The 23077-nt window shown below is 34.6% G+C and carries 26 protein-coding genes; 8 read left to right on the top strand and 18 right to left on the bottom strand.

Annotated elements, in window-relative coordinates; all coding sequences use genetic code 11:
• Nucleotide 1: 1 nt before the first annotated feature.
• The 4 genes from BLQ19_RS21815 to BLQ19_RS16255 all read right to left on the bottom strand — a co-directional run bounded on the left by BLQ19_RS21815 (nt 2) and on the right by BLQ19_RS16255 (nt 1884).
• Nucleotides 2-466 (bottom strand): bile acid:sodium symporter family protein, encoded by a 465-nt coding sequence (locus tag BLQ19_RS21815; RefSeq protein WP_367888702.1) that lies wholly within the window; start codon nt 464-466, stop codon nt 2-4.
• A gap of 26 nt (nt 467-492) precedes the next feature.
• A complete protein-coding gene (locus BLQ19_RS21810) occupies nt 493-918 on the bottom strand; it encodes a bile acid:sodium symporter family protein (protein ID WP_367888701.1) in 426 nt (141 codons plus the stop codon).
• 5 nt (nt 919-923) lie between these two features.
• Nucleotides 924-1259, bottom strand: coding sequence for a tRNA-binding protein (locus BLQ19_RS16260; protein WP_025614260.1), 336 nt, complete (start codon nt 1257-1259; stop codon nt 924-926).
• An 82-nt stretch (nt 1260-1341) separates the two neighbouring features.
• The gene (locus tag BLQ19_RS16255) at nt 1342-1884 is read right to left on the bottom strand and encodes a YfiT family bacillithiol transferase (RefSeq protein WP_024479631.1); all 543 of its coding nucleotides are present in this window, start codon (nt 1882-1884) and stop codon (nt 1342-1344) included.
• Between the two features lie 108 nt (nt 1885-1992).
• Here BLQ19_RS16255 and BLQ19_RS16250 point away from each other — a divergent pair, with 108 nt between their 5' ends.
• Entirely contained in the window at nt 1993-2631 is a 639-nt protein-coding gene (locus BLQ19_RS16250) for a peroxiredoxin (protein ID WP_024479630.1), read from the top strand.
• Between the two features lie 118 nt (nt 2632-2749).
• Nucleotides 2750-2941, top strand: a complete 192-nt coding sequence (locus BLQ19_RS16245; RefSeq protein ID WP_013549199.1) for a cold-shock protein — start codon at nt 2750-2752, stop codon at nt 2939-2941.
• A 523-nt stretch (nt 2942-3464) separates the two neighbouring features.
• Here the strand turns inward: BLQ19_RS16245 and BLQ19_RS16240 are convergent.
• From BLQ19_RS16240 to BLQ19_RS16225, 4 genes are all read right to left on the bottom strand, one after another.
• A complete protein-coding gene (locus BLQ19_RS16240; protein ID WP_024479629.1) occupies nt 3465-4397 on the bottom strand; it encodes a peptidylprolyl isomerase in 933 nt (310 codons plus the stop codon).
• Between the two features lie 140 nt (nt 4398-4537).
• Entirely contained in the window at nt 4538-6589 is a 2052-nt protein-coding gene (locus tag BLQ19_RS16235; protein ID WP_029664884.1) for a M13 family metallopeptidase, read from the bottom strand.
• A gap of 119 nt (nt 6590-6708) precedes the next feature.
• The gene (locus BLQ19_RS16230; protein WP_025614257.1) at nt 6709-8094 is read right to left on the bottom strand and encodes a M28 family peptidase; all 1386 of its coding nucleotides are present in this window, start codon (nt 8092-8094) and stop codon (nt 6709-6711) included.
• Nucleotides 8095-8096: 2 nt separating this feature from the next.
• Nucleotides 8097-8975: a PPK2 family polyphosphate kinase gene (locus BLQ19_RS16225; protein WP_074539038.1), complete on the bottom strand. Its 879-nt coding sequence runs from the start codon at nt 8973-8975 to the stop codon at nt 8097-8099.
• A gap of 185 nt (nt 8976-9160) precedes the next feature.
• Between BLQ19_RS16225 and BLQ19_RS16220 the strand changes: the two genes are divergently transcribed.
• Entirely contained in the window at nt 9161-9847 is a 687-nt protein-coding gene (locus BLQ19_RS16220) for a hypothetical protein (RefSeq protein WP_029448240.1), read from the top strand.
• A 2-nt stretch (nt 9848-9849) separates the two neighbouring features.
• Here the strand turns inward: BLQ19_RS16220 and BLQ19_RS16215 are convergent, their stop codons facing one another.
• The 9 genes from BLQ19_RS16215 to BLQ19_RS16175 all read right to left on the bottom strand — a co-directional run bounded on the left by BLQ19_RS16215 (nt 9850) and on the right by BLQ19_RS16175 (nt 18497).
• Entirely contained in the window at nt 9850-11013 is a 1164-nt protein-coding gene (locus BLQ19_RS16215) for a sigma-54-dependent transcriptional regulator (RefSeq protein WP_024479624.1), read from the bottom strand.
• Nucleotides 11014-11051: 38 nt separating this feature from the next.
• Nucleotides 11052-11936, bottom strand: coding sequence for a mechanosensitive ion channel family protein (locus tag BLQ19_RS16210; protein WP_024479623.1), 885 nt, complete (start codon nt 11934-11936; stop codon nt 11052-11054).
• Nucleotides 11937-11939: 3 nt separating this feature from the next.
• Nucleotides 11940-13274, bottom strand: a complete 1335-nt coding sequence (locus tag BLQ19_RS16205) for an ABC transporter permease (protein ID WP_074539037.1) — start codon at nt 13272-13274, stop codon at nt 11940-11942.
• Entirely contained in the window at nt 13267-14202 is a 936-nt protein-coding gene (locus BLQ19_RS16200; RefSeq protein ID WP_024479621.1) for an ABC transporter ATP-binding protein, read from the bottom strand. Before BLQ19_RS16200 ends, BLQ19_RS16205 begins: the two co-directional genes overlap by 8 nt.
• Before the next feature lie 261 nt (nt 14203-14463).
• Nucleotides 14464-15588: a molecular chaperone DnaJ gene (dnaJ, locus tag BLQ19_RS16195; protein WP_025614254.1), complete on the bottom strand. Its 1125-nt coding sequence runs from the start codon at nt 15586-15588 to the stop codon at nt 14464-14466.
• Between the two features lie 9 nt (nt 15589-15597).
• Entirely contained in the window at nt 15598-16155 is a 558-nt protein-coding gene (locus BLQ19_RS16190; RefSeq protein ID WP_074539036.1) for a nucleotide exchange factor GrpE, read from the bottom strand.
• Nucleotides 16156-16322: 167 nt separating this feature from the next.
• Nucleotides 16323-17237, bottom strand: coding sequence for a TIGR01777 family oxidoreductase (locus BLQ19_RS16185; RefSeq protein ID WP_029445569.1), 915 nt, complete (start codon nt 17235-17237; stop codon nt 16323-16325).
• Nucleotides 17238-17329: 92 nt separating this feature from the next.
• A complete protein-coding gene (gene mnmC2 / locus BLQ19_RS16180) occupies nt 17330-17992 on the bottom strand; it encodes a tRNA (5-methylaminomethyl-2-thiouridine)(34)-methyltransferase MnmC2 (RefSeq protein ID WP_029445568.1) in 663 nt (220 codons plus the stop codon).
• Nucleotide 17993: 1 nt separating this feature from the next.
• Nucleotides 17994-18497, bottom strand: a complete 504-nt coding sequence (locus BLQ19_RS16175; RefSeq protein WP_074539035.1) for a DUF4920 domain-containing protein — start codon at nt 18495-18497, stop codon at nt 17994-17996.
• A gap of 106 nt (nt 18498-18603) precedes the next feature.
• Here BLQ19_RS16175 and BLQ19_RS16170 point away from each other — a divergent pair, with 106 nt between their 5' ends.
• Entirely contained in the window at nt 18604-19671 is a 1068-nt protein-coding gene (locus BLQ19_RS16170; RefSeq protein WP_024479615.1) for a branched-chain amino acid aminotransferase, read from the top strand.
• Nucleotides 19672-19715: 44 nt separating this feature from the next.
• On the opposite strand, the gene BLQ19_RS16165 is transcribed toward BLQ19_RS16170, so the two are convergent.
• A complete protein-coding gene (locus tag BLQ19_RS16165) occupies nt 19716-20102 on the bottom strand; it encodes a pyrophosphohydrolase domain-containing protein (RefSeq protein ID WP_024479614.1) in 387 nt (128 codons plus the stop codon).
• Nucleotides 20103-20437: 335 nt separating this feature from the next.
• On the opposite strand from BLQ19_RS16165, the gene BLQ19_RS16155 reads away from it, so the two are divergent.
• The 4 genes from BLQ19_RS16155 to BLQ19_RS16140 all read left to right on the top strand — a co-directional run bounded on the left by BLQ19_RS16155 (nt 20438) and on the right by BLQ19_RS16140 (nt 23019).
• Nucleotides 20438-20617, top strand: a complete 180-nt coding sequence (locus tag BLQ19_RS16155) for a hypothetical protein (protein WP_024479612.1) — start codon at nt 20438-20440, stop codon at nt 20615-20617.
• Between the two features lie 17 nt (nt 20618-20634).
• Nucleotides 20635-21006 carry a fluoride efflux transporter CrcB gene (gene crcB, locus BLQ19_RS16150; protein ID WP_025614249.1) on the top strand — a complete coding sequence of 124 codons (372 nt, stop codon included), beginning with the start codon at nt 20635-20637 and terminating at the stop codon, nt 21004-21006.
• A 331-nt stretch (nt 21007-21337) separates the two neighbouring features.
• Nucleotides 21338-21676 (top strand): P-II family nitrogen regulator, encoded by a 339-nt coding sequence (locus BLQ19_RS16145; protein WP_024479610.1) that lies wholly within the window; start codon nt 21338-21340, stop codon nt 21674-21676.
• A 26-nt stretch (nt 21677-21702) separates the two neighbouring features.
• Nucleotides 21703-23019 carry an ammonium transporter gene (locus BLQ19_RS16140; protein ID WP_025614248.1) on the top strand — a complete coding sequence of 439 codons (1317 nt, stop codon included), beginning with the start codon at nt 21703-21705 and terminating at the stop codon, nt 23017-23019.
• Nucleotides 23020-23077 lie beyond the last annotated feature (58 nt).

The following is a 23077-nucleotide window of genomic DNA, read 5'->3' as shown; positions in this document are numbered from 1 at the left end:
GCTATATTTCTTTAGTTATTATTTCTCGAGAACTCCAAAAACTAGCAAGGAGTAATCCGGAGACTAAATGCCAAATTCCCCAAAAAGCAGCCAATAATGCCATACCTCCTAAACCGTCAAAAAAAGTAACTATCAAAAGTAAGCCTAAACCTGAGTTTTGTATTCCCGTTTCTATTGTAATTGTTCTTGTATTTGCGGTATTTAACCCTACTAACTTCGCTAAAGAAAATCCAGATATAAAAGCAATTAAATTATGGATCACTACAAGCCAAAACACGTACCATATGTAATCTACTAATATAATTCTATTTGCATACAATGCTATACATATAAGTACCACAAAAAATAATAAAGAAACAATTTTAAGGACTCTCGCAATACTTTTTGCTAGTCTTGGCTTCCAATAATTCACCCACATTCCTAGAAATAACGGAACTCCTAACAGCATGAAAACTAATTGCACCATGGCCATGGGCTCAATAGCTACCTCTTTTAAAATCTGCGCAGTAGGTGCATAAAAAGATCCCAGAATTCTAAATTTATAGGGGTCATAAATATTGCCAATAATGTTGCAATAGCGGTTAAACATACCGATAGCGCAGAATTCCCCTTTGCAATATGGGTAATAAAATTAGAAATGTTACCGCCTGGGCAAGCTGCCACCATAAACATACCTAAGGCAATACTTGGATAAGGTTTTATCAATATTACTAAAATAAAGGTAACCAGAGGCAGAAGAAAAAACTGACTGAGTACACCAACAAAAATAGCTTTAGGCTTTTTAAACAACGCTTTAAAATCTCCTATAGAAATTTCTAAAGAGATTCCAAACATCACGAGTGCCAATGCTAAATTTAATATCCAGAGTGATTCTTCGTTAAAATTAATTGGGATACTATCAATACTGTTTTGAAGCAAGAAAATCAAGATATCTTAAGTCCGTTTTCAACCTTCAATCCAGGATGGAGCAAAGTAACATCTTTATTATTCACGGCTCCTAAAACCAAACATTCACTCATGAAATTGGCAATCTGCTTTTTGGGAAAATTAACTACTGCAACAATCTGTTTCCCAATAAGATCTTCTTTCTTGTAAACCGTCGTTATTTGTGCTGATGTTTTCTTTATCCCTATTTCAGGCCCAAAGTCAATCTCCAATTTGTAAGCAGGGTTTCTCACTTCAGGAAAGTCGTTTACAGAAACTATAGTCCCTACACGCATATCTACTTTAGAAAAATCAGACCAATTGATAGTTTCCATAATGAGTAAAAAATTTATAAGTTAGCCTACCAAATTAACCATATCTGCCATACAATGCAATAAAATATACAAAATAGCTACGTTACCAATCCATACGCGTAACCAAACCCCGTATCTGTGCCAAATGATGATTTCCATGCCAAGCATATTTTCCTATATTTTCGGCTACAGAAACACGCACATTGCCTTCAGGATGCACATACACCTTCTTAAGATCAGTGGCTGACAAACCTTTGAGCAAATAAACTAATTTAGCATGCAAAGCCACTAGATAATTAAGTGATAAAATTATTGGGGCCGTTCTTGCATCAAAAAGACTACTCCATTCTTTTTCTTCGTAAGCTTTAATTAAAGGTTCATCTTCCGATAAGGCCCATTTAAAACGCGTGTAACTATGGTGGTGACTATCGGCAATATGATGAATTAACTGCCTTAAGCTCCAACCTTCGGGCCTGTAAGGAGTCTCTAATTGCTCTGAAGTAAGAGATGTAACTAAGGCTTGAATACGTTCAGGTAGCAGTTGTAAATCCAAAATCCACTTATCTATCTGCGCTTCGGTGATCAGTTCTGGACATTCAAATTTACCAATAGGGTACTTCAGTTGTTCTAATTCTTGCTCTGTCATCCTTTAAAAGTAATAATTTTAAGGGATTTTTAACCTCAATTTCTACTTTTTAACCTATCAATCCACTAATTTTATAGGATAATAATACACCATCTAAAAAAAAATAAAATGGCAACAATACGATTAGGAGATGTAGCTCCAGATTTTACAGTAGATAGTTCAATGGGAATGATTAATCTATATGATTATTTAGGGGATTCATGGGGAATCCTATTTTCTCATCCAGCAGATTTCACACCTGTTTGTACCACAGAATTAGGTACTGCAGCTAAATTTAAAGATGAATTTGATAAGCGTAATGTAAAAATGTTAGCTCTTAGTGTTGATGGTGCTGCTTCTCATAAAGAATGGATTAAAGATATCAATGAGGTTCAGAATACAGAAGTTAATTTCCCAATCTTAGCGGATGAAGACCGTAAGGTATCGGACTTGTATGATATGATACACCCAAATGCTAATAATACTTTAACAGTACGTTCTGTATTTATTATAGCTCCAGACAAAACGGTAAAACTTATATTAACGTATCCAGCCTCTACAGGCCGTAATTTCTATGAGCTTGTGCGTGTAATAGATTCATTGCAGTTAACTGCCTACCATAAAGTTGCGACTCCTGCAAACTGGAAAAATGGCGATGACGTTGTTGTTAGTCCAGCCATTGCAACGGAGGATGCCAAGAAAATCTTTTCGAAAGGCGTAGAGGAAATTAAGCCTTATTTGAGAATGACGCCACAGCCAAACCTCTAATAATTAGAAAATTATTGTAAAATTAGAGTTATTAAATAAATATAAGTGTCGAAAAATCACTACGTTAAATTTTTATGTATTACATTTGTAGCATAATTAATTTTTTTAATATTTTATAATGAATAAAGGAACAGTAAAATTTTTCAATGATTCTAAAGGTTTTGGATTTATCACTGAAGAAGGCTCAAGCGAAGACCATTTTGTACACATCTCTGGTTTAGTAGATGAAATTCGCGAAGGTGATGTTGTAGAATTTGAATTACAACAAGGAAAAAAAGGATTGAACGCAGTAAACGTAAGAGTACTATAATACATACGTAAATTTTTTTTTATTAGAAGCCCGACCTTTTGGTTGGGCTTTTTTATTGACCAAAATTAAATAGATGGCTGTATCTGAAGGTGTATTCGTGAAAATTTATTTTTTTTGAAATTATTTACTAAGTAGACGCAACTATTTCAAAGATTAAGTATCTAGCAGTTATAGAAGAGTTCTCCCAAAACAATTTTATCTTAAAAAAACTGACCATATGAATACATTTTTTGGAATTTTATCACTCTTAATACTCGTTAATATTGTTTTGCTTCTTCTTAGCGTCAACAATTCGGTAACAAAAAATAAAATATTAGTAGGGTTTAAACGTTTGAAGGTGTTATACAGATATACAAACACACTTAAACAATAAGCTATGAGTACTTTCTTTAGTATCCTGATGATTTTAGTAATAATTAATACACTGTTGCTAATAATTAGTGTAAATAGAAAATCTAACAAAATATAAAAAGGGCTCCATAATGGAGCCCTTTTATTTTATATGTAAATATGATGTTTAGTATTAGCTAACTTTCATCAATTCTACATCAAATATCAATGTAGCATTTGGTGGAATTACGCCTCCTGCTCCTGCACTTCCGTATCCTAAATCTGAAGGAATTACAAATCTAGCTTTATCACCAACTTGTAATAAACAAATTCCTTCATCCCAACCTTTGATAACTTGGCCTACACCTACTTGGAAATCTATTGGTTCTTTTCTCTTATAAGAAGAATCAAAAACAGTCCCGCTAATTAGAGATCCTTCATAATGAACAGAAACCTGCATTCCTGCTTCTGCTTTCTTTCCATTACCTTTTTGAATGATCTTGTAACGTAGTCCGCTTGCTGTCTCTTCGAAACCAGCTGAAATCTCATCCAATTCAGCAGCTTTTTTTGCTCTTTCTTCCGCTATTCTTTTTTCTCTTGAACCTTCAAATGTTCTAAACGCCTCAACTGCATTGAATGCTTCTGCTTCCGCTCCTACCCTAACAATCTCTAAAGACTCTATTTTATCACCTTGTTGTATGGCATCAACAATATCCTGACCTTCAACAACATTACCAAAAACGGTATGCTTGTTATCTAACCAAGGTGTTGCAATATGCGTAATAAAAAACTGGCTTCCGTTAGTCCCAGGACCAGCATTTGCCATAGATAAGACTCCTGGACCATCATGTTTTAGATCTACATGAAATTCATCATCAAACTTATATCCAGCATCACCCGTTCCTGTTCCTTGAGGACATCCTCCTTGAATCATGAAATCTGGAATTACTCTATGAAATTTAATTCCATCATAATAAGGCGTTCCTTGAGGCTTTACTTTATTTTCTAAATTACCTTCTGCTAAGGCTACAAAATTACCAACTGTTCCCGGTGTTTTGTCGTGAGTTAGTTTTACTAAAATCTCTCCTTTTGAAGTATTGAATTTTGCGTAGATTCCGTCTTTCATTTTACTTTTTTTTATGAGCAACAAAGGTACTATTTTGTTTTGGCTAAAAAAACTCTTTACATTTTTTAAGATTTACTTAGCCTACAAAAAAAGGAGCCTAAAAGGCTCCTTTAAAAATTTCTTGTTTTAAGATTATTTGTCTACCAAATTCTAACTCTCTTTTCTGGAACTAAATACATGGGATCTCCTTCTTGGATATCAAAGGCCTCATAAAAAGAATCTATATTTAACAATGGTTGCGTAGCTCTATATTTACCCGGAGAATGAGGATCTGTTTTAATTTGGGTACGCAAGGCATCTTCCCTAGTTAACGTACGCCAAACCGTAGCCCAAGACATGAAGAAACGCTGCTCTGCCGTGAACCCATCTATTGGATCTGGCTTACCATGTTCCTTAAAATAAGCTTGTAAACCGTCATAAGCTCCTAAAACACCTCCCAAATCTCCAATATTCTCACCTAAAGTAAATTTGCCATTAATATTTACGCTATCCAAAACTTCTATTTGATCATATTGATCTGCTAATGCCCCACTACGTTCTGTAAACTTAGCTAAATCTTCATCTGTCCACCAATTTACAAGATTTCCATTAGCATCAAAACGAGCACCGCTATCATCAAAAGCATGAGAAATTTCATGACCTATTACCGCCCCAATTCCTCCATAATTTACAGCATCATCTGCTAAGTAATCATAAAATGGTGGTTGTAATATTGCTGCAGGAAAAACAATCTCATTATTTAAAGGATTAAAATAAGCATTTACCGTTTGTGGAGACATTCCCCACTCTGTGCGATCTACAGGCTCTCCTATTTTGGAAAGGTTTTTTTGCAAGTTCCAATCAGCAATAGCTAATAAGTTATCAAAATAGCTATTTTCCTTAGTTACCTTCATTGTGGAATAATCTTCCCACTTATCAGGATACCCTATTTTTACCGTGAATTTATCTAATTTCTCAACAGCTTTAACTTTCGTAGAATCACTCATCCAATCTAGAACCTTGATTCTTGATTGAAAAGCAGCAATAATATTATGTATCATAGTTTCTGCCTTAGCTTTTGCCTCTGGAGGAAACATTTCATCTACATACAATTTACCTAAAGCTTCCCCTACAGAAGAATTAACGGTTGCTAAAGCTCTCTCATCTGCAGGGCGTTGTTTTTTATCACCACTTAAATACTGGCTATAAAACTCCCAATCTACCGTTTCAATTTCTGTTGTTAGTCTTCCGGCTGCACTATTTAAAGTATCCCAAATCACCAATTTCTTAAGATCTTCTAAAGGTGTTTTTTCAAAAAAAGAATTTAACGCTTGAATGTATTTAGGTTGCGTTACAATTAAAGTATCTACCTGCTTTTTCACACCCATGTCCTCCATCATTTTGGTAAGACTGATTGCCGGAATAAGACTCTGAGCAACTGAAACTGTTTTAGGATTATTAAAGTTTCTAGCATCCCTACTTGCCACTTTATCCAATCTAGGAGTTGCTAAGCTTGTCTCCATCGCTAGAATTTTTTTTGCATCTTCTTGAGACTGCGCTGCAGTTACACCAATGTATTGCAGCATCTTAGCGATATGTGCCACATACTTTTCTCTTATTTCTTTAGACTTAGAATCTTGATCTAAATAGTAATCACGATCTGGTAAACCTAAACCATTCTCCCCTAAGTATACTGCATTCATTTTACTATTTCCTAAATTAGCAAAAACACTGATGCTTAAAAAAGGAGAATTAGCTGTTGGGTTGGTCACCAATAAAGTTTGCAACTCTTTAAGGTTTTTCACATTATTGATAGCTTCTATAGTAGGCATTAAAGGTTTAACTCCTAACTCATTTCTTGCTACAGTATCTAATTTTGAATTAAATATAAATAATGCTTTTGCCTGATCTGTAGATGCTGCATATTTGTTACTAGCTTCTGCTTTTTTTATAATTTCAAGAACGTCTGCATCGGTAGATTTTCTGAGTACACTGAAACCTCCCCAGCTAGATCTATCATCTGGAATTTCCGTGTTTTTTAACCAATTACCATTTACAAATTCGTAGAAATTTTCCTTTGGACTCACCGTGGTATCCATATTTGCTAAGATGATACCTCTTGAAGGCGCTTCAGCAATTGGTTCTTTTTTCTCTTCCTTACAAGAAGAAATTAGACAAATACCGAAAAGCGCAATAATAACATTGTTTTTCATTTGATTGATTTTTAAAAATTTAGATCGCCGTTGATTATCTCCAAGTAAAAAACCCATGCCTTCTAAATTATTTTAGGCAATATACTCTATTTAAACCTTTTACGATCTATACTGAAGCATCATTTTGTTCCAACAATTCCGTAGGTATCTACAAGATATACCAAACTTGCCATTGATGCTGCTCCTAACTCCAGTTCTCTTTTATTTACATGTTCAAACGTATCGTTCTCTGCATGGTGATGATCAAAATAGCGTTGAGAATCTGGACGCAAGCCTGCTAAAACCATTTTGTCATTTTTTAAAGGGCCAATATCTGCTCCGCTATGTCCTTTTACAAACATATGAATAAGGTAAGGTTCAAATAATGGTTTCCAGGCTTGTATTTTAGCTAAGTTTTCTTCTGAACAATCAAAAGAGAATCCTCTAGGTGTAAAGCCTCCTGAATCACTTTCTAAAGCAAATACATGTGTTTCTTTCTTTTTCTTTGCCACTGCTGCGTATTCATTTCCTCCACGCAACCCATTCTCTTCATTCATAAATAAAACTACACGAAGAGTTCTTTTTGGTTTGTACCCTGTTTTTTTAAGTAGATGAAGCACTTCCATACTCTGTACGCATCCTGCACCATCATCATGAGAACCATCTCCCAAATCCCAAGAATCTAAATGTCCGCCTACAACCATAATCTCGTCCGGATAAGTACTACCTTTTATCTCTCCAATAACATTATACGATTGTACATCTTCTAATTGTTCGCAATTTTGCTTAAAATAAAAATTAACATCTGGATTTAATCGTAAAGAAATACTCAATAAATCTGCTGCATTTGTACTAATTGCTGCAGCAGGAATACGCTTATCTACAGCTAAATCTCCATAGCTCATAGAACCTGTATGTGGATAATCATCCAAACGCAAATTCATAGATCTTACAATAATACCTACCGCACCATATTTAGCAGCTTCAGCAGCTCCAGAGTAGCGTTGATCTACACAACCAGAGTAGGACTCAAAAGTGCTAATATTTGCAGGATCCATAGGTCTGTTAAAAAAAACAATCCTGCCTTCTAGACGTTGTTTTCCTAAAATAGCTAAATCATCCATGCTTTTTACCTCTACCACATTTGCTTTAATACCTCCGTATGGCGTAGCCACAGAACCCCCTAAAGCACAAATAGGAACATTTGTCGTAATACCTGGATCTGTTTCAAAATATGCAAACTCTGGTAAACCACGATTCCACTTTGGCACCATCACAGGTTGCAACCATACTTTGTCTAATCCTAATTCATCTAATTGTAATTTGGTATAATCTACTGCCTGCTGTGCTTGTACCGAACCAGAAAGTCTACCTCCTACCTGATTAGATAAGTAGTTTAACCAATCGTAAGCTTTACCCTCTGTCAGCGCAGCTGTATAAATACTTTTTAATTGTTCTTCATCTGTTTTCTGTGCGGATACTGCGGTTACGATAAATAAACATAACAAATAGATCGTCTTCTTCATTCTTATTCCTTTTCCAATTGATTTTTATAATCCTCTAAATTAGCTTTAATTTTATCATCTAATTCTGGTTCCTTAATATCTTTGTATTTTTTTAACTCTTGTAGCATGGTTTCTGCTACAATTAACCGCGCAGCCTTTTTATTATCTGCCGGTATTACAAACCAAGGTGCATGTGGTTTAGATGTTTTATTAATAGCATCTTCATAGCACTCTTGGTAGCTATCCCACAATTTTCTTTCTTTTAAATCTCCCGGAGAAAACTTCCAATTCTTACGTTTTAAGTGCAGTCTACGCAACAGTCGTTGGCGCTGTTCCTCTTTAGATAGATGCAAAAAGAATTTAAAGATTATAGTTCCATTATCCGCAATATGCTTTTCAAAATTATTGATTTGCGCAAAACGTTTTTCCCAAAAGGCATCATCCAAATCTTCAACGGTATGAACACCCGGAATGTGCTCTCCCAGAACATATTCCGGATGTACCCTTGTCACTAATACATTCTCATAATGGGTCCTATTAAAAACACCTACTTTACCCTTTGCGGGAAGTGCAATGTAATGGCGCCATAAGTAATCATGTTTCAATTCTAACTCTGTAGGCACTTTAAAACTATGCACCACAACACCTCTTGCATTAAAATCTTTAAAGACCTCACGAATTAGGCTGTCTTTTCCGGAAGTATCCATGCCCTGCAGACACATTAAGACACTATATTTTCCGTGAGCGTATAGTGTATCTTGAAAATCTCCTAACGCTCGTCTAACTTTTTCTAATTTCTTTTTTAGCTTATCATCATCTACACCAAAATTTTCATTTGTTGCAATCTTTTTTAAACTAACGGATTCTTGTACGCGATAAGAAACAATATCAATTTTATTCATTCTATGAATATAAAATATTTTTTTTACACTATCACAGAACCTCTCGGTAAAGCAGTTTAAATAATAATTTTATTCAATTTATAGCCCAAAAAAATGATTTACAACGAATAAATAGCCCCCTTATCATCAGTTAACACTAAATTTGTAGTCACATTCCCAAATGTTGATTATTAAAGTCTTAACCTATGATAAGTAAATACTCTTTACTTTATGTGCTATTAATTATAATAACTTCTTCTTTCAAAACGAATAGAGATTGTGAATATGTAGGTTCAAATATTGAGTATATAACATCACAAACCAAAAAAGCTTTAGCTGAAACCGAATTAAACAAGACCAAGTATCAGATTTATAAAGCTATAAATGCGATAGAAAAAACGAGAACTAAACTTAATGATTGTGGATGCAGCTATGCGTCTAAAAATTTGTTTGACGGGCTAGACAATTTAATTTTAGCAACAAAAACTTCTAGCGTAAGTGGCGCAAAGGTTTTAATCAACAGAGCTTTAAAGAACACCTATTTAAGTTTAGAATCTTTAAAGGAACATCATACCCATCAAAGCAAATATCAAGCAGATGTCTTGACACTTAACGTGAAAAATGCAAAGAAAGATGAGTTTGTCTCTAAGGAAACTCGAGAAAGAGAATTACGACAGGCAATAGATACCTCTTTACAAACCTTTGAAAAAGCCTTGGAAGACGTCATTGTTACAGTAAACTGTGAAGAAGCGCGTAACTTTATCATTGAAATAAGAAACAAATGTGACCTAGCACTCTTGAATGACAAACTATCTGAAGGTAAAAAATATTATAATTTAAGGACAAAAGTAATCGCTACTAATGCCCTTAAAAAATTAGATGATTGTAAGTAAAATTATTTACTAGCAAATAATTTTACATCAGCAGCATCTACTTCTGTATTTCCTAATATGATTAACCGTTCAACAACATTTCTTAATTCACGAATATTACCAGTCCAATCATATTCTTGAAGTAACGCTATTGCTTTATCTGAAAATGTTTTCACTGCAGTTCCGTGCTCTGAAGCTATTTTAGAAGCAAAATGCTTAATCAAAAGCGGAATATCATCTCTTCTGTCATTTAACGCAGGAACCTTAACTAAAATAACCGCCAGTCTATGGTATAAATCTTCTCTGAAGTTCCCGTCTTCTATTTCTTTCTTTAGGTTTTTATTGGTGGCAGCCACTACACGCACATTCACTTTAATATCTTTATCTGAACCTACTCTTGATATTTTACTTTCTTGTAAAGCTCTAAGAACTTTTGCCTGAGCAGAAAGACTCATATCTCCAATCTCATCTAAAAATATTGTTCCATTATTAGCGGCTTCAAATTTACCCGCTCTATCTTTAACAGCAGAGGTAAAAGCCCCTTTAACGTGACCAAATAATTCACTTTCTATAAGTTCTGAAGGTATTGCCGCACAATTTACTTCTATAAATGCAGCACTACTTCTTTGACTCTTTTCGTGAACCCAATGAGCAACCAACTCTTTTCCTGTACCATTAGGTCCCGTAATTAACACACGAGCATCTGTAGGCGCAACTTTTTCTATGATATCTTTAATTACTCCAATAGCATCGCTTTCACCCACCATCTCATAATTTTTAGATACTTTTTTCTTTAGAATTTTATTTTCTACTACAAGTTCTTTTCTATCTAAAGCATTACGAACTGTCGTTAACAATCTATTTAAATCTGGCGGCTTTGAGATATAATCAAAAGCGCCTAAACGCATTGTATTTACAGCCGTATCTAAATCCCCATGACCAGATATCATAATAAACGGAATTTCTGGTTTGATTTTTTTAGCCGCTTCCAGTACTTCTACCCCATCCATTTTAGGCATCTTAATATCACAAAGCACTAAATCATAATCTTCCTTTTTGACTGCTTCGATTCCTTTTAAACCATCTTCTGCCTCTTCTACGGTATACGTATCACTTTCTTCAGATAAAATTTTTACTAAGACCCTTCTGATAGCCGCTTCGTCTTCTATAACTAATATTCTAGACATGTACTCTATATTTTGTATTGGCACAACTGCCAAATTATTTAATTGCTTTTAATATGAACATCGCGTTGAGGAAATGGAATGCTAACTTTATGCTCTCTAAATTTAGCATCTATATTATACCTGATAGCACTTTTTATCCTTGGATCTGAAAAACTATCCCCGATATAAAAATTAACCGCAAACATCAATGCAGAATCTCCAAAATCCTCAAATAAAACAAAAGGTTTTGGATTCTTTAATATACCCTTTTGACCCAAAACAGACTCTTCTAACAATCTAGTTACCAAAGCCACATCACTTCCATAAGCCACCCCTACCTTTACAGTTTCTCTAGTTGTCTTATGATTTTGCGTATAATTATAAATGGTCTCACTTATAAATTTATGATTAGGGATAATAACTACTTTATCGTCTCTAGTGATACAACGAGTTGTTCTTAGTTTAATTTCAAAAACCTTACCAACTTTACCATCGACCTCAACAATATCTCCTACACTTAAAGATTTATCTACAATAATAAAGATACCGCCAATAACATCTTGAAACAATTCTTGCAGAGCTAAACCCAAACCAACAAAGAGCGCGGCAGATGCTGTTAAAAGTATTGTGATATTTATTCCTGCAGCACTCATTGTTAAAACAATGACCACCAGAAAAGCTACGTAACGTATAAACTTAAAGACACTGATAAACTTATTCTTATCATCTACCTCCATTCTTCTCGTAAAGAGGTAGCGCAACCATTTTAAAACAAAACTGGTCGCTATAAAAGCCAATACCAACAAGAGGAGAAGCCCGATAGTGATATGAATTTCTTTATCGCCTTTCCCAAAATGAACTCCAAGATCTAGAAAATTTTTAAGAGCACCCCAAACATCTTCCTCTAGAATCTCTTTTACTTTCTCCGTATGATCTTGAATCATGAATTAATATTTTAACCATTTATACAATTCTTTGTAGCTTGGTTTCTTACCATACATTAAAATTCCGATCCGGTAAATTTTTGCTGCAAACCAAACAATCCCCATAAATGTAATAATTAATAACAAAATAGAAACCACAACCTGCCAAATAGGAACCCCACCTTCTCCCAAACCACTTGACAAACGCATAAGCATCACAATCGGCGATGTTAGTGGAAACAAAGAAAAAGCCACTGCAATGGGCCCGTGAGGATTATTAAACACAGAAAAAAAGCCTACATAAATAGCGAGCATTAATGGCGTAATTACGGGAAGAATAAATTGCTGTGTATCTGTCTCATTGTCAACCGCAGCTCCAATGGCGGCATATATAGAACTATAAATTAAATATCCTAATAAGAAATAAACAAGGAAGAAGCTTATGAGCATGACCCACGGAATTTTAAAAATTTCAACTCCTAATGCCAAAACCTTTTCGTTCATCATCGAAACATCAGGTACTGTAGACATAGCTCCCATGGAAGGATTAGCTCCCGTAAAAGTCGCAGGATCAATATCAAAAATAAAGATAACCACCAACATTAGTAGGGATGCTGAAAAAATCCAAATCGCAAATTGTGTGATTCCCGCCAAGGATGTCCCTATAATTTTCCCCATCATTAACTGAAAAGGTTTTACCGAGGAAATAATGACTTCTATGATTCTACTGGTCTTTTCTTCTATAACACTTCTCATTACAAAGCCGCCATATATTATAATAAACATCATGATTAAATAGCCAAAACCGCCACCTATAAATGCTCTAATTTCATTAAATCCTTTAATGTTTATATCTCCTGAAAAAGTAGACAAATTAATATCATAATTCTTATCTACTTCTAGGAAATCTTGCTTAGACACTCCTAGCTCTTGCAATCTATTTTGCTGAAGTCTTGTTTTAAAAATACCTTCTATTTTATCTAAGGTAGAAGTACTTGGAGCCTCTTTGGTATAGAAGAATGATTTATCCGTAATCTCCTGTAAAGTAGCAGCATCAGGAATATACAAAAGCCCGTAGTACCCTAGGTTAACGGTAGAATCTATAGCTTGCTGTAGACTCATATTTTTAAAATCTATGTAAGATGTGCTTTCCGTGATTACAAATTCATTATGAAAAAAATCGCTTTCGTTCAAAATAGTAATTACTTGTTTTTCACTATCATTTAGCTGGGTTAAAAAAGCAATAAGAATCACCATTGCCACCATAAGTATTGGACTCAAAAAAGTCATGATTACAAATGATTTATTCCTAACTTTTGCTAAGTACTCCCGTTTAATTATAAGCAGTAATTTATTCATTAGAATTTTTACTAGATATGGTTTGTATGAAAATATCGTTTGCTGAAGGAATTTTTTCCACGAAGTGATTTATGGGTGCCTTCGTTGCCAAATAAGTAAGAATTTCTTGTGTAGATTTTCCATTCAATTGCAACTTAAAGTTTAATTGGTTTTCATTGACTTCATAGTAGTCCTCAAAAATAGCAAGCTTCTCTTTTAATTCTTGTATAATTTCAGAGGGATTAAACACTTGCATCCCGACCTCAAAAATATTCTTTTTATAGGCTTTCTTGATATCCGTAAGCTTGCCGTCTAAGATTTTTTCTGATTTATGAATTAATGCGATGTATTCACAAAGCTCTTCTACAGATTCCATTCTATGCGTAGAAAAAATTATAGAAGTTCCATTTTTCTTAAGCTCTAATATTTCATCCTTTATAACATTGGCATTAATAGGATCAAAGCCGCTAAATGGTTCATCAAAAATTAAAAGTTTTGGCTCATGCAAAACAGTTACAATAAACTGTACTTTTTGCGCCATTCCTTTAGAGAGTTCTTGGACTTTTTTATTCCACCAATCGCCAATTTCAAATTTATCAAACCAATACTTGAGCTTTTTCTTAGCTTCCGCCTTACCCATACCCTTAAGCTGCGCTAAATACAAAGCTTGCTCACCAACCTTCATACTTTTATACAAACCTCTTTCCTCAGGAAGATAGCCTATCATAGCAATATGTTTAGGATCTAAAGGCTCACCGTTAAAAAGAACGGTACCCGAATCTGGATAAGTAATTTGATTAATAATTCTAATTAGGGAAGTTTTACCAGCTCCGTTAGGACCCAATAATCCGTAAATGCTATTTTCAGGAATTTCTAAAGAAATATTGTTCAGGGCGGTATATGTCCCATATTTCTTGCTTACTTCTTTAGCTACCAATACATGGTTCATGCAAACAATTTTATCAAAGATATTGAAATGCTTTAAAACACCGTATTTCCTGTAAATAAATAATATCAGAAAAGTAAAAATATACCGAAGCAGGCTATTATAATAACACTAAATAAAGTTAAAAACAGGTCTTAAATACAAAACCCACCCTTAATAAAATCAAGGATGGGAAAAAAATTGCTATGAAAAAGAAAATTAACATTGGAAACCCAATGTTATTTCAAATATACGTTTTTATTTTAAAAATGAATTATAATGCTCTTAAGAAAACATATCTTTCACTTTTTCAAAGAACGATTTATCTGATTTTTCTGGATTTGGAATAAAATTCTCATTATTCTGCATCTTTTCAAAAAACTCTTTTTGCTCTTTGCTAAGTGTTTTTGGAGTCCAAACATTTACATGCACTAACAAATCTCCTGCACCGTACCCATTGAGACTAGAAATACCTTTACCTCTAAGACGTAAAATTTTTCCAGATTGTATTCCTGGTTCTAATTTAATACGCACTTTTCCCGTTACAGCATCAATCTCTTTAGAAGTACCTAACACAGCTTCAGAAATACTTACATAGAGGTCATAATGCAAATTATCACCCTCACGTTTAAGTGTTTCATGCTCTAATGTTTCGATTGCAACAATTAAATCTCCAGGAACACCATTTCCAGGAGCATCATTTCCTTTTCCAGAAACCTTTAACTGCATGCCATCTTCCACACCACCAGGTATTTTAACCGCTACTGTTTCTTCCTTAACGATCATACCTTGAGCATCTGCATCACCTGGCTTATGATCTAGAATTTGACCACTACCTCCACAAGAGCTACAAGTAGCTGCTGTCTGCATTCTTCCTAGAATAGTATTGGTGATTTTAGTCACCTGACCTCTACCACCACAGGTGCCACATGTTTTGTAGGTAACCCCACTAGCCTGAACTTTACGCTTAACTTTTATTTTCTTCTCAACACCATTTGCTACTTCTTCTAGCGTAAGTGCCACTCTAATTTTTAGGCTGCTTCCTTTTACTCTTCGCTGACCACCGCCACCGCCACCGAAACCACTAAAGCCTCCGCCGCCGCCGAAGCCGCCAAAAATATCGCCAAACTGATTGAATATATCATCCATATTCATACCACCTCCGCCGCCACCAAAACCGCCAGAACCATCAAAGGCTGCATGACCGTACTGATCGTAACGCGCTTTTTTATTATCGTCGCTTAGTACTTCATAGGCTTCTGCGGCTTTTTTAAACATCTCTTCTGCCTTTGCATCTCCTGGATTTTTATCTGGGTGATACTGAACGGCTTTTTTCCGATATGCTTTTTTAATTTCTGCTGCGCTTGCTCCTTTGGCTATGCCTAAAATGTCGTAATAATCTTCCTTCATACTTTATGTTTAATTACCAACAACCACTTTTGGATGACGGATAATTTTATCACCTAACTTAAATCCTTTTTCAATTACATCAATAATCTTGCCCTTCATTTTCTTATTAGGAGCAGGTATTTGTGTTATTGCTTCATGTATATCTGCATCAAACACATCACCATTTTTAGCCTCAACTTCTTCTAGGCCTTTAGATTTAAGTACTTGTTCAAATTTGATTTTAATTAATTCAACGCCTTTAAACGTTTCTTTATCATTTGATTTCGCCAATTCTTGCATCGCTCTATCAAAATCGTCAGAAACGGGCAACAAAGCAACAATCACTTCTTGCCCTGCAGTTTTAAATAAATCCATTCGCTCTTTTGAAGTTCTTTTCTTGTAGTTTTCAAACTCTGCAAACAATCTTAAAAATTTATCTTTCTCTTTTGCTAAATCTTCTCTCAATTGTTCTTCCACAGAAAGCTCCTCAACTTCAACTTGCTCAGCCGACTTTTCTTGATGCTCTGCTCCTTCTTGTTGCGCTAAGTTCTCCTCTTGTATATCTTCTGTATTATTTATATCGCTCATTTTTGACTCTATTTTTCATTCTGCACTTTACAGTTGGCAAAAGTACTGCCAATTCTTCAAAAATGTCAAAATGTCATCAAAGTTTATATGGAACATGCCGAAAAGCACCAAAATGGTGATTCCGTTGAAGAATAAAAAAATAAAAACTTAAAATTTGGCAGCTTTAATTACTTATTAGAGTACAGAGAATCTAAGGCAGGGCAGACATTCAGATATTTAAAAATAAAACCTTCTTCTAAGATTTTTTTGTTACTAACACGTTGACTATCTAATAATAAAGCGGACATATCTCCCAAAATTAATTTTAGGACTGCTGCAGGAATTTTTGGCAGTATTAAAGGTCTCCCTAGAACATTAGCAACTTTTGATACTAACTTTTCATTGGTTACAGGGTTTGAAGCCACCCCATTATACACGCCATTTAATTCATTCTTAACAGCAAAAACAAATAATTTTGCCAAATCTTTGATATGTATCCATGATTGCCACTGCTTGCCTGAACCAAAAGCTGACCCTACAAAAAACTTAATAGGCTTCACCATCTCTGGCAAAGCTCCGCCTTTATTAGACATTACTAGACCTATTCTAATTTTGGCCACACTAAAACTGAAGTCCCCAAACGTGTCTATCTCATCTTCCCAAGCCTGTACCACTTCCGACAGAAAACCGTCTGCTTTAAACTGATCCTCTTCTGAATAAAATTTTTGAATAGAATCGGGATAGATGCCAATAGCAGAAGCTGACACAAAAGACGTGATTGCAGATGAATCTACTTTCGCGAGTCCGCTTTTAAGTGTTTTAAGAGAGTTGATTCTACTTGACAAAATCTCCTTTTTATAAGATTCTGTCCATCTTTTAGAAATAGAGGCTCCTGCAAGATTTATAATTGCAGTTACTCCAGTAAAACAGTTTAAGTCTATTTCTCCCTGGTCTGGATTCCAATAGAAACCTGTGTAATTTTCTTTTTCAATGACTTTAGCCTTACTAGTCGTTAAAAAATTTACGGCAATTTTATTTTTATGACATTCGGTTACTATAGCATTGCCAACCAATCCTGTAGCACCTGTTATTAATACCTTCATAGCAATTTTTTTTAAAGGTAATTTTTTTAAAAAGCATAACGATGCTATTTAATTTAGGTTTAACATAAAACCCACTTAACAAGCTTCTTAAGTTACTTTTTCGTAGCTCGTAACATCTCTCTTTTTCCAGGAGGACCATCTAATCGTTCTACTTCAAAACCTACCGCAAGCATAGCTCTTCGCACACTACCTTTTGCTGCATACGTCACTAACACACCATTATTATTTAGCGCAGCATACATAATTTTAAAAATTTCCTCCGTCCATAATTCTGGTTGAACACGTGCTCCAAAAGCATCAAAATAAATTAAATCATAAGCAGCCTTATCGGTAATCTGCATAAAATCTTTTTGTTGCTTTAGCAATGAAAACGTTGAAGATATCGCTATAGACTTCTCCCATTCTGAGGTATGCATTTTATCAAACTCTTCTTGAAACTTCTGAGCCTCTAACTGTGCTATATAATTGAGTTGTTTAATCTCTTCCGGGCTAACAGGATATGCTTCTACCCCCGTGTAATCTATCTTTAAATTAAAGTTTTGCGCTTCTATATACGTAATTAAGGCATTTAAGCCCGTTCCAAAACCTATTTCTAATATAGCTATGGCTCTATCCTTATATAAGGACAGTCCTTTTGTTATAAATACATGATATGCCTCTTGTATTGCGCCGTGTATAGAATGGTACTGCTCGTTCCAATCTACTATCTGAATAGTTGTAGAACCGTCAGATGTTGTTATAATTTTACGTTCCAAATTATTGAGTTATTAAAACGCCGTCTGCTTCAAATCTAAATGTTTTTTTAGGGGCTACAATTGATGCGATTGCCGCTTCCGATTCACCTCCATCTTCCGCATAATGCCTTTGTTCCTCTACAGACATTTGTTCTATAAATGCAAGTCCGTTAACAATCACTTCTTTACCCGCAATATCTTTCGGCATAAAAAAGCCATAATCTTTAAATTTTACCATAGCCTGAGCTCCATTATCTAAAGTAACATTCATCCAACAACCTTTTGCCTGACAAACATCTATTACGGTACCTTTAAACTTTGTTGCTATAGTGTCAGTAACTACCAAATTTTGATATTTCAAAGTCATCTCACTTGCCACTAAGGCATTATCTTCTGAAATTTCTGCACCAAAAGAAGAATAAAGAACAGAATTCTCATTTGACGGCTGCTCGGTAGTCTGTTTATTTTGCCCCATACAACTCACAAAGCATACAATTATCACAAGTAAAATGTTAATTCCTTTCATATCTTTTAGTATTTACCGAATTGTTACAAAGTTGGTTATTTTTAGATGAAAAAAGAAGAACTACTAGTAATTATTCATTAATTTTATTGCATTAAACATATAACAAATGGAAACCACCGCGAATAACTTAGTTACGGTTGAAAAAAGTAAAACTTCTAAAATTGATCAAGTAGATTTTGATAATTTATCATTTGGTAGTATCTACTCTGACCATATGCTGGTCTGCGATTATAAAAATGGCGCTTGGGAAAATCCTAAGGTAGTACCTTACGGACCAGTATCTTTAGACCCTTCTGCAAAAATTTTCCATTACGGGCAATCAATTTTTGAAGGTATGAAAGCCTACAAAGACAGTGAGGAGTCTACTTGGCTATTTAGACCACTAGACAATCATAAACGTCTAAATATTTCCGCAAAAAGATTAGCTATTCCAGAAATTCCTGAAGATTATTTCATGGAAGGTCTTAAGGCTCTCTTAAAAGTAGATGACCAATGGATCCCTAAAAACGAAGGAAGCTCTATGTATATTAGACCTTTTATTTTTGCTTCGGGACAAGGTTTTCACGCATCCCCTGCAAATGAATATAAGTTTATGATATGCCTTGCCCCTTCAGGGTCATACTTCTCTGGAAAAGTAAAGGTATTAATTGAAGAAAAATATTCTAGATCTGCAAATGGCGGTGTAGGTTATGCCAAAGCTGGTGGTAACTATGCAGGACAATTCTACCCTACACAACTAGCTGTTGAAAAAGGATACAATCAAGTTATCTGGACAGACGATAATACACATGAATATATCGAAGAGGCGGGCGCAATGAACATTTTTGTTCGTATTAATGATACTTTAATTACAGGACCTACTAGTGATAGGATACTAGATGGTATTACAAGAAAAAGTATTATTGAAATAGCTAAAGAAGAAAAGATTGCTGTTGAAGTTAGGAAACTAACCGTTGCCGAAGTAGTGGCTGCAGCTAAAGATGGCTCATTAAAAGAAATGTTTGGAGCAGGTACTGCCGCTGTTATTTCTCCTATTTCAGGATTTGGCTTTAAAGAGACAGATTACGATCTTCCTGAATTAGAGGAAAGCTACGCTTCTTTATTAAAGAAAAGAATCACAGATATTCAATATAATAAAGCCGAAGATAAATTTGGATGGCGTTATAAACTATAGAACGAATAATAAAAAAAGAAAAAACCGCCCAATGGCGGTTTTTTTTATTCCTTTAAAATCTTATCGATATTTGGCACAAAGTAATTTGGCCCTTTTAATACCTTACCATCTTCTCTATATATAGGCTTACCATCTGCTCCTAACTTACTCATATTACTCCGCTGAATTTCATTAAATACTTCTTCTATCTTATATTGCATACCATGTTCTAAAATAGTACCACACAATATATATAACATATCACCCAAAGCATCGGCCACTTCTACCAGATCATTATTTTCAGCAGCTTCAAGATATTCTTTATTTTCTTCATCCATTAAATTAAAACGAAGCAAATTTTTACGGGATCCCAAATCAGCTTTCATGGCACTAGCAACTCCCATTCCAAATGTTTCATGAAAAAGTGCTACAGCTTCAAGTTTATTTTTCATCTCTTCTATTATTAGGTTATTTTTGTATAAAAATAAAAAATATGTTCAGTAAAGGACAATTAATATTCGCGGGACTTTTTTTCGTGTCTTTCGTGGTAATTACTTTTTTCGCTTATAAAAGAGATAAAAATCTCCATCTAAAAAATTATAAAGGCGTTAAATGGATTGGATTAACATTCGTAATATTCATAATTTTACTATTCGCAATTAAATATTTACTGAAAAATTAACGCAATAGTTACATACACCACAAAAATTAAGCAGATCACAACAATTTTAAGATTTTTGTAAGAAAAGACGTATTTTTGCGTTGTATTACTATAAAACAAAGTTCTATGGTCACTTTTTTTAGTGTGTTATCTATTTTAGTCGGTTTAAATGCTTTTCTATTACTCTTTAGCGTAAATAGTAACAAGAAAAGAGTGGAAAAAAAAGATACCAACACAGCACAAATTCCTTCAGAAAATATTTATCCTTTAAATATTCTTGAAACTAAGTATAAAAAAGCAGTTTAGTTTTATACTTTTAAAGTATGAAACAAATTCTACTTGTTTTTTTAGGTGGTGGTTTAGGCAGTGTATTAAGATACCTTATTAGCAAACCACTAAATCTCTATTTTACCAATTTTTATCTAGGCACTTTTATTGTCAATATAATAGGATGCCTTCTTATAGGACTTTTACTTGGCCTATCCTTGAAAAATAATTTTCTTAGCGAAAATCAGACTTTACTTTTAGCTACTGGCTTTTGCGGCGGGTTTACTACCTTTTCTACATTTGCTCTAGAAAACAATTCGCTCTTAAAAAATGGAGACCTAATTGCTTTTGCAAGCTACACGATAGTAAGTTTAGTATTAGGCATCATAGCTGTTTCTTTAGGACTCTGGTTCAGCAAAATTTTCTAGACAGCCAATACAACTATCCCTCCCTACCTCTTTGTTATAAATTACACAATAAGTTATCATTTTTTGTATTTTACATGATTTACATCATTTCTTGTTGGTTTTTGAACATATCACAATAAAATCTATAAAAAAATCTACTTCTCCCAACTTTTAGCTGAAATAAGCAAACTGATTAAATCAAATTTTTATTTAATTGAATTAAAAATAACGATACCCATAAATTTTAGGGGTATAAATTACAATTATCAAAAAAATAATAGCATCCCCCCTTCTAAACAAGGGGTGTTAAATATTTTAACATACATTTGCCTCATCAACAAACAAATCACATATGAAAAAAATCGAGGCAATTATTCGAAAATCTAAATTCGATGAAGTAAAGAAAGCACTGCATCAAATTGAAGTTAACTTTTTTAGTTACTGGGATGTAACAGGTGTAGGAAACGAAAAACAAGGTCACGTGTACCGCGGAATATCCTACAGTACGTCAGACATCCAAAGAAGATACCTTACCATTGTAGTATCCGATGAGTTTTTAGAAAAAACAGTAAGTACCATATTAGAAGCTTCTAGTACTGGCAATGTAGGTGATGGAAAAATATTTGTTTCAGAAGTTACCGAAGCATACAGAATAAGAACCAAAGAGAGCGGACAAGCTGGAATTAACTAACTAAGATTTTCAAAAAAACTAATATTATGAGTGAAGTACAACAAGAAGCTGTGAGCAAAGTAGCGGAAGGTGTTAGCCAAGAAGCACTAGACCAAGCTATTCAGAGCATTAACGGCGACATGGGCGCACTATGGATTATAGTTGCAGCCATTTTAGTATTTTTTATGCAAGCAGGGTTTACGCTTGTAGAAGTAGGTTTCACTAGAAGTAAAAATTCTGGTAACATTATTATGAAAAATATTATGGACCTTTGTATTGGTTCATTATTATTTTGGGCTGTAGGTTACGGTATTATGTACGGTAGCGACACTGTCCTAGGAGGCTTTTTTAGATCAAGTCCAACAGAACAAGGATATTTCTTCTTTTCTGCAACAGACTGGTATAATTTACTTTTTCAAACGGTATTCTGTGCTACTGCTGCTACTATTGTATCTGGAGCCATTGCCGAAAGAACAAAATTTTCTACCTATTTAATATTCTCTGCTGTATTAACAACAATCATCTACCCTATTTCAGGTAGTTGGTACTGGCCATTTGATGACAGCGCCTGGTTAAACGTTGCAGGTTTTGTAGATTTTGCAGGATCTTCTGTAGTACATGCTGTTGGTGGGGCTGCTGCTTTAGTAGCTGCCATCTTAGTTGGTCCTAGAATTGGGAAATATAAAGACGGTAAAGTAAACGCAATTCCAGGTCACAATATGACTTATGGTGCCTTAGGGGTTTTAATACTTTGGTTAGGATGGTTCGGTTTTAATGGTGGATCTCAACTTGCATTTGGCGGGGATGATACGATTGCCGTAGGAAGTGTGATCATAAATACCAATATTGCCGCAGCAATGGGAGCCGTAGCTGCCATGGCATTAACTTGGATTAGATACGGGAAACCAGATATTTCAATGACCTTAAACGGAGCATTAGCCGGACTTGTGGGTATTACCGCAGGATGTGGCGCTGTAAACGTATGGGGTGCACTTGCTATTGGTTTAATATGCGGAATTATAGTAGTACTATCTATTGAATTTATTGATAAAAAATTAAAAATTGATGATCCAGTTGGTGCCATCTCTGTACATGGAGTTTGTGGTTTCGTAGGAACAGTACTTGTTGGTGTATTTGCATTAGACGGAGGTTTGCTTTCTGGCGGAGGCGCTGGATTATTATGGGTACAATTTTACGGCTCTTTAGCATACATAGTTTGGGCGGCTGTTGCTTCATTCATTGTATTGTTCATCTTAAAGAAAACATTAGGATTAAGAGTTACTCAAGAAGAAGAAATGGACGGATTAGATATTCACGAACATGATTCTAGTGCTTATCCTGAGTTTACTATCAACGATAAATAAAGCTATACAATGGAACGCTTCTACAAGCGTTCCATTACCATACACATTATTTCAACAA

Origin of the sequence: Cellulophaga baltica (assembly GCF_900102165.1) — a bacterium.
GTDB lineage: Bacteria > Bacteroidota > Bacteroidia > Flavobacteriales > Flavobacteriaceae > Cellulophaga > Cellulophaga baltica.
This window is presented reverse-complemented; position numbering and strand designations above follow the sequence as displayed.

What these genes read in the sequence shown, in the direction of transcription:
- BLQ19_RS16165 (WP_024479614.1), bottom strand. Translation starts at nt 20,102, where the DNA reads ATGAAAAATAAACTTGAAGCTGTAGCACTTTTTCATGAAACATTTGGA.
- BLQ19_RS16255 (WP_024479631.1), bottom strand. Translation starts at nt 1,884, where the DNA reads ATGACAGAGCAAGAATTAGAACAACTGAAGTACCCTATTGGTAAATTT.
- BLQ19_RS16245 (WP_013549199.1), top strand. Translation starts at nt 2,750, where the DNA reads ATGAATAAAGGAACAGTAAAATTTTTCAATGATTCTAAAGGTTTTGGA.
- BLQ19_RS16220 (WP_029448240.1), top strand. Translation starts at nt 9,161, where the DNA reads ATGATAAGTAAATACTCTTTACTTTATGTGCTATTAATTATAATAACT.
- BLQ19_RS16185 (WP_029445569.1), bottom strand. Translation starts at nt 17,237, where the DNA reads ATGAAGGTATTAATAACAGGTGCTACAGGATTGGTTGGCAATGCTATA.
- BLQ19_RS16225 (WP_074539038.1), bottom strand. Translation starts at nt 8,975, where the DNA reads ATGAATAAAATTGATATTGTTTCTTATCGCGTACAAGAATCCGTTAGT.
- BLQ19_RS16170 (WP_024479615.1), top strand. Translation starts at nt 18,604, where the DNA reads ATGGAAACCACCGCGAATAACTTAGTTACGGTTGAAAAAAGTAAAACT.
- BLQ19_RS16200 (WP_024479621.1), bottom strand. Translation starts at nt 14,202, where the DNA reads ATGAACCATGTATTGGTAGCTAAAGAAGTAAGCAAGAAATATGGGACA.
- BLQ19_RS16235 (WP_029664884.1), bottom strand. Translation starts at nt 6,589, where the DNA reads ATGAAAAACAATGTTATTATTGCGCTTTTCGGTATTTGTCTAATTTCT.
- crcB (WP_025614249.1), top strand. Translation starts at nt 20,635, where the DNA reads ATGAAACAAATTCTACTTGTTTTTTTAGGTGGTGGTTTAGGCAGTGTA.
- BLQ19_RS16215 (WP_024479624.1), bottom strand. Translation starts at nt 11,013, where the DNA reads ATGTCTAGAATATTAGTTATAGAAGACGAAGCGGCTATCAGAAGGGTC.
- BLQ19_RS16205 (WP_074539037.1), bottom strand. Translation starts at nt 13,274, where the DNA reads ATGAATAAATTACTGCTTATAATTAAACGGGAGTACTTAGCAAAAGTT.
- BLQ19_RS16190 (WP_074539036.1), bottom strand. Translation starts at nt 16,155, where the DNA reads ATGAGCGATATAAATAATACAGAAGATATACAAGAGGAGAACTTAGCG.
- BLQ19_RS16260 (WP_025614260.1), bottom strand. Translation starts at nt 1,259, where the DNA reads ATGGAAACTATCAATTGGTCTGATTTTTCTAAAGTAGATATGCGTGTA.
- BLQ19_RS16230 (WP_025614257.1), bottom strand. Translation starts at nt 8,094, where the DNA reads ATGAAGAAGACGATCTATTTGTTATGTTTATTTATCGTAACCGCAGTA.
- BLQ19_RS16250 (WP_024479630.1), top strand. Translation starts at nt 1,993, where the DNA reads ATGGCAACAATACGATTAGGAGATGTAGCTCCAGATTTTACAGTAGAT.
- dnaJ (WP_025614254.1), bottom strand. Translation starts at nt 15,588, where the DNA reads ATGAAGGAAGATTATTACGACATTTTAGGCATAGCCAAAGGAGCAAGC.
- BLQ19_RS16145 (WP_024479610.1), top strand. Translation starts at nt 21,338, where the DNA reads ATGAAAAAAATCGAGGCAATTATTCGAAAATCTAAATTCGATGAAGTA.
- BLQ19_RS16155 (WP_024479612.1), top strand. Translation starts at nt 20,438, where the DNA reads ATGGTCACTTTTTTTAGTGTGTTATCTATTTTAGTCGGTTTAAATGCT.
- BLQ19_RS16210 (WP_024479623.1), bottom strand. Translation starts at nt 11,936, where the DNA reads ATGATTCAAGATCATACGGAGAAAGTAAAAGAGATTCTAGAGGAAGAT.
- BLQ19_RS21815 (WP_367888702.1), bottom strand. Translation starts at nt 466, where the DNA reads ATGGTGCAATTAGTTTTCATGCTGTTAGGAGTTCCGTTATTTCTAGGA.
- BLQ19_RS16240 (WP_024479629.1), bottom strand. Translation starts at nt 4,397, where the DNA reads ATGAAAGACGGAATCTACGCAAAATTCAATACTTCAAAAGGAGAGATT.
- BLQ19_RS16140 (WP_025614248.1), top strand. Translation starts at nt 21,703, where the DNA reads ATGAGTGAAGTACAACAAGAAGCTGTGAGCAAAGTAGCGGAAGGTGTT.
- BLQ19_RS16175 (WP_074539035.1), bottom strand. Translation starts at nt 18,497, where the DNA reads ATGAAAGGAATTAACATTTTACTTGTGATAATTGTATGCTTTGTGAGT.